17 protein-coding genes are annotated in these 16,109 nt (G+C 64.4%); 13 read left to right on the plus strand and 4 right to left on the minus strand.

All coding sequences use genetic code 11. The features are described from left to right. Positions 1–20: 20 nt before the first annotated feature. Positions 21–431, minus strand: a complete 411-nt coding sequence (locus tag SKZ59_RS17375; protein ID WP_319992459.1) for a hypothetical protein — start codon at positions 429–431, stop codon at positions 21–23. Between the two features lie 171 nt (positions 432–602). On the opposite strand from SKZ59_RS17375, the gene SKZ59_RS17380 reads away from it, so the two are divergent. The 4 genes from SKZ59_RS17380 to SKZ59_RS17395 all read left to right on the plus strand — a co-directional run bounded on the left by SKZ59_RS17380 (position 603) and on the right by SKZ59_RS17395 (position 4,012). Beyond that, positions 603–1,184: a DJ-1/PfpI family protein gene (locus SKZ59_RS17380; RefSeq protein ID WP_058051378.1), complete on the plus strand. Its 582-nt coding sequence runs from the start codon at positions 603–605 to the stop codon at positions 1,182–1,184. Between the two features lie 64 nt (positions 1,185–1,248). After that, positions 1,249–2,481 (plus strand): GAF domain-containing sensor histidine kinase, encoded by a 1,233-nt coding sequence (locus SKZ59_RS17385; RefSeq protein WP_319992460.1) that lies wholly within the window; start codon positions 1,249–1,251, stop codon positions 2,479–2,481. A 32-nt stretch (positions 2,482–2,513) separates the two neighbouring features. After that, complete coding sequence (locus SKZ59_RS17390; RefSeq protein WP_034759680.1) at positions 2,514–3,161, plus strand: response regulator; 648 nt, start codon at positions 2,514–2,516, stop codon at positions 3,159–3,161. A gap of 155 nt (positions 3,162–3,316) precedes the next feature. After that, a complete protein-coding gene (locus SKZ59_RS17395; protein ID WP_034759676.1) occupies positions 3,317–4,012 on the plus strand; it encodes a Crp/Fnr family transcriptional regulator in 696 nt (231 codons plus the stop codon). A gap of 7 nt (positions 4,013–4,019) precedes the next feature. Here SKZ59_RS17395 and SKZ59_RS17400 read toward each other — a convergent pair whose 3' ends face one another. Beyond that, positions 4,020–5,213 (minus strand): MFS transporter, encoded by a 1,194-nt coding sequence (locus SKZ59_RS17400; protein WP_072454402.1) that lies wholly within the window; start codon positions 5,211–5,213, stop codon positions 4,020–4,022. Positions 5,214–5,300: 87 nt separating this feature from the next. On the opposite strand from SKZ59_RS17400, the gene SKZ59_RS17405 reads away from it, so the two are divergent. Next, positions 5,301–5,768 (plus strand): helix-turn-helix domain-containing protein, encoded by a 468-nt coding sequence (locus SKZ59_RS17405; protein WP_319992461.1) that lies wholly within the window; start codon positions 5,301–5,303, stop codon positions 5,766–5,768. Further along, positions 5,765–6,967 carry a D-amino acid dehydrogenase gene (locus tag SKZ59_RS17410; protein ID WP_319992462.1) on the plus strand — a complete coding sequence of 401 codons (1,203 nt, stop codon included), beginning with the start codon at positions 5,765–5,767 and terminating at the stop codon, positions 6,965–6,967. The genes SKZ59_RS17405 and SKZ59_RS17410 overlap by 4 nt, the downstream gene beginning before the upstream one ends. Here the strand turns inward: SKZ59_RS17410 and SKZ59_RS17415 are convergent. Together SKZ59_RS17415 and SKZ59_RS17420 are read right to left on the minus strand one after the other, a co-directional pair. Beyond that, positions 6,964–8,043, minus strand: a complete 1,080-nt coding sequence (locus SKZ59_RS17415) for a hypothetical protein (protein WP_319992463.1) — start codon at positions 8,041–8,043, stop codon at positions 6,964–6,966. The genes SKZ59_RS17410 and SKZ59_RS17415 overlap by 4 nt on opposite strands. 67 nt (positions 8,044–8,110) lie before the next feature. Continuing rightward, positions 8,111–9,145 (minus strand): MerR family transcriptional regulator, encoded by a 1,035-nt coding sequence (locus SKZ59_RS17420; protein ID WP_319992571.1) that lies wholly within the window; start codon positions 9,143–9,145, stop codon positions 8,111–8,113. A 339-nt stretch (positions 9,146–9,484) separates the two neighbouring features. Here SKZ59_RS17420 and SKZ59_RS17425 point away from each other — a divergent pair, with 339 nt between their 5' ends. The 7 genes from SKZ59_RS17425 (at position 9,485) to SKZ59_RS17455 (ending at position 16,104) form a co-directional block, all read left to right on the plus strand. Continuing rightward, positions 9,485–10,495 (plus strand): zinc-binding alcohol dehydrogenase family protein, encoded by a 1,011-nt coding sequence (locus tag SKZ59_RS17425; protein WP_319992572.1) that lies wholly within the window; start codon positions 9,485–9,487, stop codon positions 10,493–10,495. A gap of 1 nt (position 10,496) precedes the next feature. Next, positions 10,497–11,633, plus strand: a complete 1,137-nt coding sequence (locus SKZ59_RS17430) for a mannitol dehydrogenase family protein (RefSeq protein ID WP_319992464.1) — start codon at positions 10,497–10,499, stop codon at positions 11,631–11,633. A 114-nt stretch (positions 11,634–11,747) separates the two neighbouring features. Beyond that, positions 11,748–12,665: a GntR family transcriptional regulator gene (locus tag SKZ59_RS17435; protein ID WP_072454407.1), complete on the plus strand. Its 918-nt coding sequence runs from the start codon at positions 11,748–11,750 to the stop codon at positions 12,663–12,665. 25 nt (positions 12,666–12,690) lie between these two features. Beyond that, entirely contained in the window at positions 12,691–13,026 is a 336-nt protein-coding gene (locus SKZ59_RS17440) for a UxaA family hydrolase (RefSeq protein WP_070303651.1), read from the plus strand. Beyond that, the gene (locus SKZ59_RS17445) at positions 13,023–14,246 is read left to right on the plus strand and encodes a UxaA family hydrolase (RefSeq protein WP_319992465.1); all 1,224 of its coding nucleotides are present in this window, start codon (positions 13,023–13,025) and stop codon (positions 14,244–14,246) included. The genes SKZ59_RS17440 and SKZ59_RS17445 overlap by 4 nt, the downstream gene beginning before the upstream one ends. Positions 14,247–14,257: 11 nt before the next feature. Further along, positions 14,258–15,277: an aldo/keto reductase gene (locus tag SKZ59_RS17450; RefSeq protein ID WP_319992466.1), complete on the plus strand. Its 1,020-nt coding sequence runs from the start codon at positions 14,258–14,260 to the stop codon at positions 15,275–15,277. After that, positions 15,274–16,104, plus strand: a complete 831-nt coding sequence (locus tag SKZ59_RS17455; protein ID WP_200873083.1) for an amidohydrolase family protein — start codon at positions 15,274–15,276, stop codon at positions 16,102–16,104. Before SKZ59_RS17450 ends, SKZ59_RS17455 begins: the two co-directional genes overlap by 4 nt. Positions 16,105–16,109 lie beyond the last annotated feature (5 nt).

Below are 16,109 nucleotides of genomic sequence, written 5' to 3' on the forward strand. Positions count from 1 at the left end.
CTCCTTGCTGCGCGCGCCGGCTAGTGGGACAGGGCCGCCATCGCGTCGTGCCTGTCCTGGCCGCAGCGGGCCGTACGCTGTTCGATATCGCTGCCGCCACACGCCTGTAGGATGGCGTGCGCGCGCTGCTGCTCCTCGGCGTGGCGCGTGGCCACCACCAGGCGGACCATGCCGCGGAACGCCGTCTTGCCGTAGTTGCGCCGGTACATATGGTTGTCGCCGCCGAACAGGGCATTGATCGCCCGTTCCAGCCGGCTGGTGAGGGTGTCGCAATTGCCGACCGTGAAATTGCCCTGCACGGGGCCAGCCTCGTCGTCACCCGCGTCCAGCTGCACGGCGTGAGAAGGGAAACCTTCGGCCAGCAGCCGGTTGCGGGCGCGCTCTGCATCGGCTAAATGGTCGAAGATACGTATCAGTGTGCTGCTGTCCATGGCCCTGCCTTTCAACGAGGTGTGCTTGATTTGACCTGCGAGGCTGCAAATAATTCCGCCTCAGCCTGTAAAATCCTCGATCAAGGCGCAAAAGTTTGATAAATATCCAGTATGGCTGCCAAGTCGCGCTAAGATACGTCTTGCGGGATCAATCTTTCATAGGAGAACCAAATGGCAGCGAAAAAAATTCTGTTTTTGACCGGCGATTTTGCAGAAGATTATGAAACGATGGTGCCGTTCCAGGCCCTGCTGATGCTCGGTCATACCGTGCATGCCGTCTGCCCCGGCAAGAAAAGCGGCGAGACGATCAAGACGGCCATCCACGATTTCGAGGGCGACCAGACCTACACGGAAAAGCCGGGCCATCTGTTCACCCTGAACGCCAGCTTCGACGAGATCGACCCTGCCGACTATGACGCCGTGATGATCGCCGGCGGCCGTGCACCCGAATACCTGCGCCTGAACGAGAAAGTCATCGCCGCCGTGCGCCATTTCGCCGAGGCGGGCAAGCCTGTTGCGGCCGTTTGCCATGGCGCGCAATTGCTGGCTGCCGCCGACGTCATCCGTGGCAAGCGCATTTCCGCCTATCCCGCCTGCGCACCGGAAGTGAAACTGGCGGGTGGCACGTATGCCGATATCGCCGTCACGGACGCCGTCACGGATGGCCAGTTCGTCACGGCGCCCGCCTGGCCCGCGCATCCGGCCTGGCTGGCGCAGTTCGTCAAGCTGCTCGGTACCGAGATTCATTTGTAACCTTCACCAGCCCGGCAGGCCGCAGCGCTTGCCGGGCGCTCCACTTTTCAGATTCGAGTTCTTCATGCATGCGCCGCGCAGTCAACCTTCCCGCAAACAACTTCCAGCGTCGCGCTGGCGCCAGCGCCGCCTGGCGCAAGCCGCATCGGGCCTGAGCGCCGCGCAGGAACGCCAGCTGGCCACCCTGCACGAGATTTCCACCTTGCTGGCGGGACAGCACGCCATCGATGCGCTGTGCCGTGGCTTCCTGCGCCACGTGATGGAGTTCGCGCAGGCCGAAGGCGGCACCGTGCGCATCCTCGATCCGCAGCAGGACACCGTGCACATCATCGTGCACGAGGGCATTTCCGAGGCCATGGTGGAAGAGGAGCACTGCATCCGCAACAACGATTGCCTGTGCGGCGCGGCCGTGGCGCAGGGCGTGATCCAGATCCGCGATTTCCGCCAGGTCGAAGCCTTGCAGCGCTACCGTTGCCAGGACGAAGGGTTCATTGCCATCGCCGTCTTTCCCATCCTTGCGCGCGAGCAGGTGGTCGGCAGCTTTTCGCTGCACTTTGCGCAGCCGCAAGCCGTGCAGGCGCAGCAGCAGGGCTGGCTGGAAACCCTGGGCCAGAGTCTGGGCATCGCCATCGAAAACCAGCGCCTGATCGCGCGCGAAAAGGAATTTGCCGTCGCGCGCGAACGCAGCCTGCTGGCCGAAGGCTTGCATGACAGCATCGCGCAAAGCCTGAACTTCATCAGCCTGCAAGTGCAGATGCTCGACGATTCCGTGCGCCGGGGCCAGCTCGACGAAGCGGCCGAAGTGTTGCCGCTGATGCGCATGGGCGTCGAGCAAAGCTACCAGGACGTGCGCGAATTGCTCGTCAACTTTCGCACGCGCTGGCATGGCAGCGACCTCGAAAGCAAGCTGTCGGAAGTGCTGGCCAAGTTCGAGCTGCAGACGGGCGTGATCGGCACCCTGGAAATGAGCGGCAATGGCGCGCCGCTGGCGCCCGAGCAGCAGTTGCAGATCCTGTTCATCGTGCAGGAAGCGCTGTCGAATATCCGCAAGCACGCGCAAGCGAGCAACGTGGCGCTGCGCGTGGAAAACGGGCGCGATTTTGCACTGCAGGTGCGCGACGATGGCGAAGGCTTCGCCGCCAACCTGCGCGACAAGAAAACGGAATTGCAGATCGGCTTGCGTATCATGCAGGAAAGAGCCGAGCGGCTCGGTGCGCAATTTGCCATCGACAGCACGCCCGGCGGCGGCACGACGATCTCGCTGGCCTTGCCGGCAGCCCGGCGCCAGGCCGCGTAACAAATGAATCATCTTTATCAGGCAACAAACACGTGAACGCACCAATCAAAATCCTGCTGGTCGACGACCACACCTTGCTGCGCAGCGGCGTCAAGCTGCTGCTGCAGCGCAATCCTCAATTCCAGGTGGTGGGCGAGGCATCGAACGGGCTGGACGGCGTGCGCCTGGCGGCCGAACTGCAGCCCGACGTGGTGCTGATGGACTTGAACATGCCCGGCGTGACTGGCGTCGAGGCGCTGCAGCTGATCCTGCAGGACCTGCCGCAGATGGTGGTGCTGATGCTGACCGTGTCGGAAAACGCGGCCGACCTCGGCGCGGCCCTGCGCGCGGGCGCACGCGGCTACTTGCTGAAAAATATCGAAGCCGAACAGCTGGGCCAGGCCATCTGCCGCGCCGCCGCCGGCGAATCCGTGATCGCCGACGCCATGACGGCCAAGCTCGTATCGCAGTTCCGCGCGGGGCAGAATGCGCCCCAGGAAGACTATGACAAACTGACGCCGCGCGAACGCGAAGCCATGGCCTGCCTGGCGCAAGGACTGAGCAACAAGGAAATCGCGCGCCAGCTCGACGTGGCCGAAAGCACGGTGAAAATCCACGTGCAAAACATCCTCAAAAAGCTTAAGCTCAGCAGCCGCGTGCAGATCGCCGTCTACGCCGTCGAGCGCGAGTTAAGCAAATAGAGATCAAACAAAGCGCAAATAGTGGGCAAGGAATCCGCGATTGTTTGATCTGCATGGCGTTCCGGCCTAGACAACCCTAGTTCCTTTGACGTATGGCCTTGACCGTGCCTGCGCATTACACTCTTAGTCATTCGCTAATCTAATAAGAGAGTGTCATGCATAAGGTCAACGTCGATGGCTTGCTATCGAGCCAGGCTCTGTTCCGCCATATTTCCCCTTCGCAATTAGAGCAATTGCGCCAGGATGTCGTGCGTGTCGAAGTGGAAAAAGGCAAAGTGCTGTTCCGCAAGGGTGAAGTGGCGGAAGGCGCCTACGTGGTGGTCTTCGGCCTCGTCAAGCTGAGCGTGTTTTCCATGGAAGGGACCGACAAGGTTCTGGAACTGATCCGTCCAGGCCAGAGCTTCGGCGAAGCCATGATTTTCCTCGATGAACCGTACCCGTTCTGCGCCGAAGCGCTCGAGCACTGCCTGCTGCTGCGCATCCCGCCGCACGCGCTGCTGCGCCTGCTGGACCAGTCGCCCCGCATCGCGCGCCAGATGATGAACAGCCTGTCGCACCACCTGATGGGTTTCATCCGCAACGTGGAGCGCTGCTCCGTGCAGAACGCCACCCAGCGCGTGGTCGAGTATTTGCTGCAGGCATCGGACCAGCAGCGCTCGAACGAGGTCAAGCTGGACCTGAAGAAAAGTTTATTGGCATCGTTCCTGAACCTGGCGCCCGCCACCCTGTCGCGCGTGCTGCACCAGCTGACGGACTTGCACCTGATTAAAGTCAGCGGTTCGCTGATCCAGATCCAGCCCGATGCCTTGAAAACCTATCGCCATGGTTCCGCCACGGCCATGCTGAATTAAGCGTTTATCACTCAGCTTTTTCAGCAGGCAAGGTCAGCCGCCAGAACAGCAGGGCGAGCAAGCTGACCGCCGCGCCCAGCGCGCATACCCCATGCCAGCCCGCCAGCGCATACACGCTGGTGGCGGCAATCGCACCGAGTCCGCTTCCCACCGCATAAAACAGCATGTAGCACGCCACCAGGCGGCTGTGCGCGTCGCTGTCCTGCTTGAAAATCAGGCTCTGGTTCGTCACGTGGATGGCCTGGCCCGCCAGGTCCAGCGCGATGATGCCGACGATTAACGGCCACAGGGCTGCACCGGCAAAGCCCAGCGGCAGCCACGCGGCCAGCAACAGCAGCAGGGCGGCACCCGTCGTCCATTGCGCGCGGCCCTTGTCCGCCATGGCGCCCGCGCGCGCCGCGCCCAGCGCACCGATCACGCCGACCAGGCCAAACGCGCCGATGGCCGCATGGCTATAGCCTTGCGCCGTCAGGGGCAGCACCAGGGCGCTCCAGAAAATATTGAAGACGGCAAACATCAGCAGGGCCAGCATGCCGCGCACGCGCAATACCTTGTTGTGCAGCAGCATGTCCAGCATCGAGGCGAGCAGGGCGCCATAGGCGAGCTTCTGGCCTTGCGACTTGGCCGGCGGCAGCATGCGCCACAGCAGCAGCAACAGGGCGCAAGCGATGGCGGCCGAAACAAAATACACGGCGCGCCAGTCGGCCACATCGGCTACCACGCCGGACAGGGTGCGCGCCAGCAGCAAGCCGATCACCACGCCGCCCTGCGCCATGCCGACGACTCTTCCCCGCTCATGGCTGGCCGCCGCGCTGGCCGCGTAGGCGATCAAACCCTGCGTCATGGCCGTGCCCAGCAAACCCACCATCAGCATGCCGCCCAGCAAGGCTGCCGTGGAACGGGCGCAGCCCAGCGCCACCAGGGTGATGGCAAGCATGCCCAGCTGGAACAGGGTCAGCCGGCGCCGGTTCAGCATGTCGCCCAAGGGCACGAGCAGCAGCAGGGCCAGCGCGCAGCCGATCTGCGTGGCCGTGATGACCATGCCGCTGGCCGCCTCCGTCATACCGAACTCGTGCGCCAGCGTGGCGAGTAAAGGTTGGGCGTAATACACATTGGCCACGCTGAGGCCGGCCGCCGTGGCAAACAGCCAGACGAGGGTGGGAGGAAGTGTTGTCGTGATGGGGGAGTTCGTATCGCGCATGGTCTTGTAAGTGGTTTCAAATTAAAACCAGTTGGAGTCTACGCCGAGAAGTTTTAAAATGCAACCACTCAATCCTGGAGAATGCCCGTGGCCAAGCGCAAGAGCCTGAAAACCGACCCCTGTCCCGTGGCGCGCGCGCTCGACGTGATCGGCGAGCGCTGGTCGCTGCTGATCGTGCGCGACGCCTTCGACGGCATGCGCCGCTTTGGCGAGTTCCAGAAAAGCCTGGGCGTGGCGAAGAACATCCTGGCCGACCGCCTGCACACCTTGGTGGAAGAGGGTATCTTTACGGTTGCGCCCGCCTCGGACGGCACGGCCTACCAGGAATACGTGCTGACGCAAAAGGGGCTGGCGCTGTTTCCCGTCGTCGTCGGTTTGCGCCAGTGGAGCGAGGCGCAATTGTTTGAAGCGGGCGAGGCGCATTCGACCTTGTTGCAACGTGATACGCACGCGCCCGTGCGCAGGATGGACGTGCTGGCGCCGGACGGCCGCGTGTTGCAGGCGGGCGACACGGTCGTGCACAAGGTGGAGCAGAAAATGGAACCTGAGGCATGAAGCGCGTGGCCGTGCTGGGCGCAGGCATCACGGGTGTGACGACGGCGTATGCGCTGGCCAGGCGGGGCGTGCACGTGACCCTGGTCGAACGCCACCGTTATGCTGCCATGGAAACCTCGTATGCGAACGGTGGACAATTGTCGGCCTCGCACGCGGAAGTGTGGAACCACAAGGCAACGATACTGAATGCCCTGAAATGGATGGCGCGGCGCGATGCGCCCTTGCTGCTTCATCCCTGGCCCAGCTGGCACAAGCTGAGCTGGTTTGCCGAGTTTCTCGCCGCCATGCCGGCTTACGAGCGCAACACCATCGCCACGGCCCGCATGGCGATCGCCGCGCGCGAACATCTGTTTGCGTGGGCGCAAGCAGAGAAGATTGATTTCGATCACCGCCGCGCCGGCATCCTGCACGTCTACCGTGACAAGGCCGGCTTCGAGCGGGCGGCCGGCGTCTCGCGCCTGCTGGCGCGGGGCGGCTTGCAGCGGCGCGCCGTCACGCCGCAGGAAATGCGCGCCATCGAACCGGCTTTGCAGGGCGACTTCTACGGCGGCTACTACACGGACAGCGATTCCACGGGCGACATCCACAAATTCACCAGCGGCCTGGCCGACGCCTGCGTGCGCCTGGGCGTGGCCTGCCGCTATGGCGAGGAAGTCACGGCGCTGGCGCGCGAGCACGGCGGGGTGCGCGTCAGCATAGGCGAGGACAGCACTGTGTTCGATGCCGTCGTCATTTGCGCGGGCACGGCCAGCCGCGCCATGGCGGCCATGCTGGGCGACCATGTCAACGTGTATCCCGTGAAAGGCTATTCGATTACCGTGCAATTGGATGACGCCGCCAGCCGCGCGGCGGCGCCGAAGGTCAGCCTGCTCGACGACGCGACCAAGCTGGTCAGTAGCCGCCTCGGCGAAGACCGGCTCAGGGTGGCGGGCACGGCGGAATTCAACGGCGTCAACCACGACATCCGCGCCGACCGCATCCGCCCGCTGTTGCAGTGGGTCGAAGAGTGCTTTCCTGGCGTGAATACACGCAAGGTCGTGCCCTGGGCCGGCTTGCGTCCCATGCTGCCCGACATGCTGCCGAAAGTGGGGCCGGGCAAGGCGCCGGGCGTGTACTACAACACGGGCCACGGCCACCTGGGCTGGACCCTGGCGGCCGCCACGGCGGAGATGGTAGCCGCGATGATTGGTGCTGGCTAGTTCTTCGGCAGCAAGTCGCTGAGCGCGGCGCGCCCCTTGACGGTGAGGAAGGGGCCGACTTTGCTGTAGGGCAGTAAAAAGTCGTTTTCGCAGCCGCTGCCGTTCGGGTCTTGCCAAAACGATACGCCTTCCGGTTTCAATGACAGGTGGAAGCGGCCGCGGCCGTCGTAATCCGTGCCCTTGCATTCGGCGTCGATTTTCACATCCTTGAACAGGGCCTGGCGCAGGCGATCCGGCAATTCGGCCTTGTCGTCGCCATCGCTGGCGCTGGCGCCAAACCAGTTCCACACGTCCGTTTCCTGGCCCGTTTTCACGTCCCAGGTGCGGAACTTGATGGAGATGCCGCTGGCGCCATAGCCGGCCGCCCAGCGGTAGAACTTCACCGTCACCCAGCGCGGCGACCAGTAGGTGGGATCCGCATACACTTCGTCTTCCGTCGTGAAACCGTTGCGGCCCAGGTATTCGCGGCGCGTGGCATAGAAGTCTTCCAAATCCTTCTTGTTCTTCGCCAGCACGCCGCGCAGCTGCGCGTTGATTTTCGCGATGCCATCGCCGGGCGCCATCAGTTCCACGGTGATGGTGTCGCCCACTTGCAGGTTGCGGTATTGCTTGCCTTCGAAGGTAAGGGGTTTACTTACCTTGGTGCTCGGAAACGTCTCCAGCGCCAGGTTGTAGGCGTCGCTGGCGCAGGACGGGTGTTCGCGGTCGCCCGCAGCTTCCAGCAGGGTCAAGGCCAGGGGCAGGGTCTTGCCGCTTTTCGGGTCCGTCCAGGTGCCGGTGACCTTTTCGCCTTGCGGCGCGTTCAGCGACCACGTGCCCGTCGTATTGCCTTTGGCGTCGAGTTCCTGCCACAGGGTCTTGCCGTTCGGCTTGGCCAGCATGATCGGCGTCTTGTAGCGCGTGTAGTAATAGCTGCCGCTGCGGTCAGACCCTTGCGTGGGGCTGGGCTGGTTGAAGCAGGCGACGATATTGGCCTTGCCCACGGTGCCCTGCCACACCCCTTGCACGGGCGCATCGCCAGCCATGGCGAGGTTCAGGGCGGGCAGGGTCAGGCAAGCAAACAGAAAGCGGCGCATCGGTTAATCCTCTCGTGGGCGAAGGCCGATTCTACATTGCCGCGCCCACGAGATGCCACACCTGAACCTATGCGCCGGGGCGCTCCTGCGCCACGACAGCCATCGCCGCGCCCAGGTATTGCAGCATGGCCGCGTCGACGAAGCTGCCCTCCATCAGACGCGGTTCCTGCTGGTGCGCCTGGCGGAATTTCAGCTGCGTGGCCGGGTCCGTGCCCGCGTAGGAACGGAACAGTTCCAGCCACTGGCGCGCCAGTTGCAGCACGGCCGGATCGGTGGGCGGCGTGCGCGCATCGATGGCGGCGCGCACGGCGGCGATCAGGGCTGGCCACTCGCCCGAACGCTTGCCGTAGTTGGCCACCAGGTGCGCGTATTCGTGCTCGTCGAGGAAGGGTTTGTACAGCGCCATGCGCGAGGCATTGAAGGCGGCGAGGATGAACTGCATCACGTCCGCGTCGATGCTGGTCGTCGTCTGCATCGATGGTTCCTGCGCATGCATGTCGTTCAGGCGCGCGAACAGGCCCGGATGGGCGCTCGTGTCGCGCACCAGTTTGACCATCCATTCCGTGGCCAGCGCCTGCGCTGGCGCATCGCCGGGGCCCGCGCCCGCGTCCCTGACGGCGCGCACTCTCATTACCAGTGCTTTCCATTCCTGTTCCACGGCCGCATCGGACAGCAGCGGCAGTTGTTGCAGTTCTTCGTGACTAAAGTATTTGTCGTACATGGTCATCAACTCCATAGTGGTGAGCCACTCGGCCAGTTCCGGCGCCTGCCCCTGCACCAGTTGCGTTTGCAGGGTGCGCAGGCGTTCGCGCAGGGTGGAAGCCTGTGCGATCTGGCGCTCCAGCATGGCGATTTGCCGCGCCACGATGGAGGAGAGCGGCAGCTCCGGGCCGGCGAGGGCGTTGGCGATATCGGCCAGCGACATCCCGAACTTGCGCAGCGCCATGATCCGGTGCAGCCGGTCCATGTCGCCGTGCTGGTACAGGCGGTAGCCAGCTTGCGTGCGCGCCGAAGGCGAGAGCAGGCCGATGCTGTCGTAGTGGTGCAGGGTGCGGATGGTCAGGCCCGTGAGCCTGGCCAGTTCACCGATTTTCAACAGCATCGTCTTCTCCTTGTCTTCAGTGCGTGCCGCCACGATGGCGCCTGACGTAACGTCAGGGTCAAGCAGGAATGTAGCAGAGGCCTCGAAAAAACCCGCAAAAGAATCCGTTGACCTTCATTTTTTTGTACGGTATATTTATAAAACCGAACGACAGCTACAGCAAAACAAACAGGTTCGGGCCAGGCGGCATGACGGATTAATCGTTGTGCGGCGCAGCAAGACGCGCCATTGGCAGGGCTGGAAAGACAATCCGCACAGACGGATTTTTTTCACAGTTGGTTTGTACGTTAAATATAATATGCCACCGGCAAGATCCGGGCGGCGAGAGAGACGACCATGATGAAAAGTATCGTTTGCGATACGCCCGGCAGTTTGCGCATGGAACAGCGCCCCGTGCCCGTGCCAGGCGAGGGTGAAGTGCTGCTGCGCATACGCCGCGTCGGCATCTGCGGCACCGACATGCATATCTTCCGCGGCACCCAGCCTTTCCTCAGCTATCCGCGCGTGATGGGCCATGAATTGTCCGGCCATATCGACAGCGCGCCAGCCGGCTCGCGCCTGGCCGTGGGCGACCAGGTCTACGTGATGCCCTACCTGTCATGCGGTACTTGCGTGGCCTGCCGCCAGGGCAAGACCAACTGCTGCACCCGCATCGAAGTGCTGGGCGTGCACCGCGACGGCGGCATGACGGAATACTTGGCGCTGCCCGAGCGCTTCGTCTTCAAGACGGAAGGCATCTCGCTCGACGACGCGGCCATGATCGAATTTCTCGCCATCGGCGCGCACGCCGTCAAGCGCGGCGCGGTCGATGCCGTCAAGCGCGTGCTGGTGGTGGGCGCCGGCCCGATCGGCATGGCCGTGATGCTGTTCGCGTCCTTGAAAGGCGCCGACGTCACGGTGCTCGACGGCCGCGCCGACCGTTTGCAGTTCTGCCGCGACGCGCTCGGTATCACCCGCACGGTGCAGCTGGGCGACGGCGACAAGGAGCAGCTGTCCGATGCCACCGGTGGCGAATTCTTCGACGTGGTGTTTGACGCCACCGGCAATATCGCCGCCATGGAGCGGGGCCTGGACTTTGTCGCCCATGGCGGCTCCTATGTACTGGTGTCCATCGTGCGCGACCGCCTGTCCTTTTCCGACCCGGAATTCCACAAGCGCGAAACGACTTTGCTGGGCAGCCGCAACGCCACCGTCGACGATTTCGAGGAAGTGGTGGCGGCCATGAAGGCGGGCAAAGTTCCCACCGCGCTGCTCAATACCCACCGCACCACGCTCGATGAATTTACGGGCGTGCTCGATCGCTGGATGCAGCCCGAGGCCGGTGTCATCAAGGCCATCGTCGAGGTCTGAGATGAGCGATCTCAACCCCATACTGCAATTTGGCACCAGCCGCTTCCTGCAGGCGCACGCCGACCTGTTTGTCAGCGAAGCGGCCAAGAAAGGCGAGGCGCTGGGCCATATCACCATCGTGCAAACGACCGGCAGCGGGCAGGGCGCGGCGCGGGTGGCGGCGTTTCGCCAGGCCGGCGGCTACCCGGTGCGCATCCGCGGCTGGCAGGACGGCGCGCAAGTCGATGAAGAGCGCCGCGCCGACGCCGTCACGCAGGCGTGGCAGGCCGGCAGCGACTGGCGGCAGGTGCGCGATGCGGCCGTGGCCGCGCGCGTGATCATCTCGAATACGGGCGATACGGGCTACCAGCTCGATGACGGCGACCACGCCGGCATGCTCGATGGCGCGACCGTTCCCGCCAGCTTTCCCGCCAAGCTGCTGGTGCTGCTGCATGACCGCTACCTGGCCGGCGCCGCACCTGTCTCGATTTTTCCGTGCGAACTGGTGGCCGACAACGGTCATGTACTGCGCCAGGTGATCGTGACATTGGCGTGGCAGTGGCGCTGCGATGCCGCGTTCATCGGGTATCTGCAAACGGGCTGCCTGTGGATCAATTCCCTCGTCGACCGCATCGTTTCCGAACCGATTGAACCGATAGGCGCGGTGGCCGAACCGTATGCGCTGTGGGCCATCGAGGCGCAGGAAGGCATGCTGCTGCCGTGCCGCCACCCGCAGCTGGTGGTGACGGACAGCCTGCGCGAGTATGAGCAGCGCAAGCTGTTCCTGCTCAACCTCGGTCACACGTATCTGGCGCAGCTGTGGATGGAACGGGGCAGCCCGGCCGGCATGGCGGTGCGCGAGGCGATGGACGATGGCGCCATGCGCGCCGCGCTGGAAGCCCTGTGGCACGAGGAAGTGCTGCCCGTGTTTGCCGCCATGGGCGCGCGGCACGGCGACGCCGCGCTGGCGTATGTGGCGCAGGTCAGGGAACGCTTCGGCAATCCCTTCCTCGCGCACCGCCTGGCCGACATCGCCCAGCACCACGCCGGCAAGATCGAGCGGCGCATGGCGCCCGTGGCGGCGCTGGCGCGGCAGCTGTGTCCCGCCCTGGCGCAGCCGCGCCTGCGCGCCATGCTGGCGCCGGGAGCGCAGCCATGAACGCCCCGCTCAGCGCAGTTGTTTCTTTTTTAGCATGCCGATCCAATCCGATATCGACTAAAATGGCCCACTCATCCACTTTCCCTTTCGCTGGCATAGCGCGTTCATTCATCCATGTCCAAACCCGCCACCGTCTTCAAGCGCAGTACCAACCTGCTGTTGCAATTTCTCGCCGAGAATGTCGCAGTGGGCGAGATGCTGCCGACGGAGCAGTTCCTGACCACGATCTGCCAGGGCAGCCGTACGGCCATCCGCAGCGCGATCGCGTATCTGTCGACGCGGCGCCTGATCGCCAGTCCTGCGGACCGGCGCCTGCTGCGCAAACCCATACCGGGCGACTACTTCGATATCTCCGAATTGCAGTCGGGGGCCGAGCGCATCCAGCAAGTGCTGATGGAACGCGTGTACCAGCGCGACATGCCGCCCGGCGCGGAATTCTCGGAAGCGGAGCTGGCGCGCGAGGCGGGTGCCAGTACCGTCAGCGTGCGCGAATTCCTGATCGGCTTTTCGCGCTTCGGCCTGATCGAAAAGAAACCGCGCGGCGGCTGGCGCCTGTGCGCGTTCGACCGCTCGTTCGCCACCGAACTGGCGGACATGCGGCGCATGTTCGAGATGGCGGCCGTGGAGCAGTTTGCGCACTTGCCGCTTGGCGATCCGGCGTATGCGGAACTGGCGCGGCTGATCAAACAGCACGAGAAGCTGGCCGCCAGGATCGATACGCGCCACAACGCGTTTCCGGCGCTGGACCGCGAGTTCCACACCTTCCTGATCGGCCTCTTGAACAACCGCTTCGCGCAGGGCTTCTACGATATCGTCTCGTTCGTGTTTCACTATCACTACCAGTGGGACAAGGGCGAGGAAAAGGGCCGCAACAAATACGCGGTGCAGGAACACCTGGCGATCCTGCACGCGCTGGCGGAGCACGACATACCGAAGGCGCTCGAGTGCATGCGTTCGCACCTCGATTCCTCGCGCAGCACCATGCTGTCGTCGATCGGCACGCGGGAAAAACTGAGCCAGCCGGCCGCCTAGCCGTCTTTGCCGGGGAGGGTGCGCCATGAGCCTCGCTTCCCAGCCTAGCAGCCTGCTGCTGATGTCGCCCGAGGATAACTGCCTGATCGCCAGGACAGCCTTGGCCTGCGGCGACGTCGTCGCCATCGACGGCGTGCCCGTCACCCTGGCGCAAAATATCCACATCGGCCACAAGGTGGCGCGCCGCGCGCTGGCCGTCGGCGACAAGGTGCTGCGCTACGGCGCCCTGATCGGCAGCATCACGGCCCCCGTCGCCATCGGCGAACATATCCACACGCACAACCTGGCAAGCGATTACATCCCCACGTTTACCCTGGGCCAGGACGGCCACCATTTCCTGGACAAGGACGACCAAGCATGAACGCTCCCGTAACGACACCCGCCCTGTCGGGCTACCTGCGTGCCGATGGCCGCAAGGGCATCCGCAATATCGTGGTCGTGGCCTATATGGTCGAATGCGCGCACCATGTGGCGCGCCTGATGGTCAACGCCTTTCCCGGCCAGCCCGTGCACCTGATCGGCTTTACGGGCTGCTTCCCCAATGAATACGCGGACCAGGTGATGCGCCGTTTGCTGACGCACCCGAACGTGGGCGCCGTGCTGCTGGTCTCCCTGGGCTGCGAAGGCTTCAACAAGTACGGCCTCTCCAGCGCCGTGGCCAACAGCGACCGCCCCGTGCACACGATTACCATCCAGGAAAACAGCGGCACCCGTCCCAGCGTGAGCAGCGGTGTTGAGTGGATCAGCTGGGCGCTGGAACACCTGGCGCGGCAGGAGCGTGTGCCGATGGGGATCGATGAACTGGTCGTCGCCACCATCTGCGGCGGCTCCGACAGCACCAGCGGCATCAGCGCCAACCCGGCCGTCGGCGTCGCGTTCGACACCCTGATCGCGGCCGGCAGCCAATGCATCTTCGAAGAGACGGGCGAACTGGTGGGCTGCGAATACCACATGCAGCGGCGCGCCGTCAGTCCGGACCTGGGCAATGCCATCGTCGAGACCGTGGCCAAGGCCGCCCGCTACTACACCATCATGGGCCATGGCAGCTTCTCGCCGGGAAACGCCGATGGCGGCCTGACCACGCAGGAAGAAAAGTCGCTGGGCGCCTACGCCAAGAGCGGTTCTTCACCCATCGTCGGCATTCTGAAACCGGGCGACCAGCCGGCCGGCGGCGGCCTGTACCTGCTCGACGTGGTGCCGGACGGCGAGCCGCGCTTCGGCTTCCCGAATGTGTCGGACAACGCGGAAATCGTCGAACTCATTTCCTGTGGCGCCCACATCACCTTGTTTACCACGGGCCGCGGCTCGGTGGTCGGTTCGGCGATCTCGCCCGTCATCAAGGTGTGCGCCAATCCGCAAACCTTCGAGCGCCTGGCCGACGACATGGATATCAACGCTGGCAAGATCCTCACGGGCGAAGCCAGCCTCGAAGAAGTGGGCGCGGAGATCGTCGCCGCCGTGCTGAACGTCGCCAACGGAGAACTGAGCCGCTCGGAAGACCTGGGCCACCAGGAATTCGTGCTGACCTATAAACAATTCGATGCGGTGGGGCCAGGCTGCTTCCCATTGCGCGCCGCTTGAGGGCCGGATTCATGGATGTCACACAATTGCATACTTTGCCGCGCGGGGGCCTGTCGCTGCCCTGCATCGGCATGGGCTGCGCGCCGATAGGCGGCTTGTACCAGCCCGTCAGCGACGCGCAGGCGCGCATCACGCTCGATGGCGCGTGGGATGCCGGCGTGCGCTTCTTCGACACGGCGCCGTTCTATGGCTATACCCAGTCCGAGCGCCGTCTCGGTGCGGCGCTGCGCGAGCGGCCCCGCCATGAATTTGTGATCAGCACCAAGGTGGGACGGCTGATGCGGCCCGACGCTTCCGTGCGTCCCGGCGACGACGGCTTTGCCGCGCCGCTGCCGTTCCGCCCCCATTACGACTATACGTATGACGGCGTGCTGCGTTCGCACGAGGACAGCCTGCAAAGATTGGGGCTGGACCGCATCGACATTCTGTTCGTGCACGATATCGGTAAGGCCACGCATGGCGAACACGATCAGCACTACTGGCGCCAGCTGACGGCCGGTGGCGGTTTTCGCGCCCTCGATGAACTGCGCGCCAGCGGCCAGGTGAAGGCCGTGGGCCTAGGTGTCAATGAATGCGAAATCGTGCTGCGCGCGATGGCGGAATTCGACCTCGATTGCACCTTGCTGGCCGGCCGCTATACCTTGCTGGAACAAGCCTCGCTGTCGCCGTTGCTGGACCTGTGCGTGGAACGCGGCAACGCCATCGTGATCGGCGGCCCGTTCAATTCGGGCGTGCTGGCCGGGAACGGCAAATTCAACTACGCCGATGCGCCGGCCGCGATACTCAAGCGCGTGGCGCGCCTGGACGCCGTCTGCCGTGAATTCGGCGTGCCCTTGCAAGCGGCCGCGCTGCAGTTTCCGCTCGCCCATCCGGCCGTCGCTTCCTGCATCCCGGGCGGCCAGGACCTGGCGCAGCTGCGGCAAAACCTGGACTGGTTCGCCACGCCGCTGCCCGACGCCCTGTGGCTGGCGCTGCGGGACGCGGAGTTGATCGATGCGCGCGCGCCGCTGCCTGCGGGAGTGGCCGCATGATGCGCATCGACGCCCACCAGCATTTCTGGCAGTTGGCCGCGCGTGCCGGCAGCTGGCCGCCGCCATCCTTGGCCGCCATCCACCGCGATTTTGCGCCGGCCCACCTGGCGCCGCTGCTGGCCGCGCACGGCATCGCCGGCACGGTACTGGTGCAGTCGCTGCCGTCGGCTACCGATACCGATTACCTGCTGGCGCTGGCGGCAAAGACCAGCTTCATTCGCGCCGTCGTGGGCTGGACCGATTTGCTGGCACCTGACGCGCCGGCCAATATCGCCCGCCTGGCGTCGCAGGCGAAGCTCAAAGGCTTGCGCCCCATGCTGCAGGATCTCGACGACGATCAGTGGATTGCCAATCCCGCGCTGGCGCCGGCCCTGGCCGCCATGGTGGAACACGGCTTGCGGCTGGACGCGCTGGTGCTGCCGCGCCACTTGCCCGCGCTGCTGCGTTGCGCCCGCGCTTATCCGCAGTTGGCCATCGTGATCGACCATGCGGCCAAGCCGCCGGTTGCCGATGCCGGCTTCGGCGCCTGGCGCGAAGACATGGCGCTGTTGGCCGCGCTGCCGAACGTGCACTGCAAGCTGTCCGGGCTGGTGACGGAAGCGCGGCCCGGCTGGAACGTGGACGACCTGCGCCCCTATGCCGCCCATGTGCTGGACGTGTTCGGCCCCCGGCGCATGATCTGGGGCAGCGACTGGCCTGTGGTCGACCTGGCCGGCGGCTATGCGGCGTGGCTGGCCGCCAGCGAGGCGCTGCTGGCGCATCTGGGACAAGAGGACAGGGACGATATTTTCGGACGCAATGCGTGCCGGTTTTATGGTTTTGAATGAGGTGG

Origin of the sequence: Janthinobacterium sp. GMG2 (assembly GCF_033949445.1) — a bacterium.
GTDB lineage: Bacteria > Pseudomonadota > Gammaproteobacteria > Burkholderiales > Burkholderiaceae_D > Janthinobacterium > Janthinobacterium aestuarii.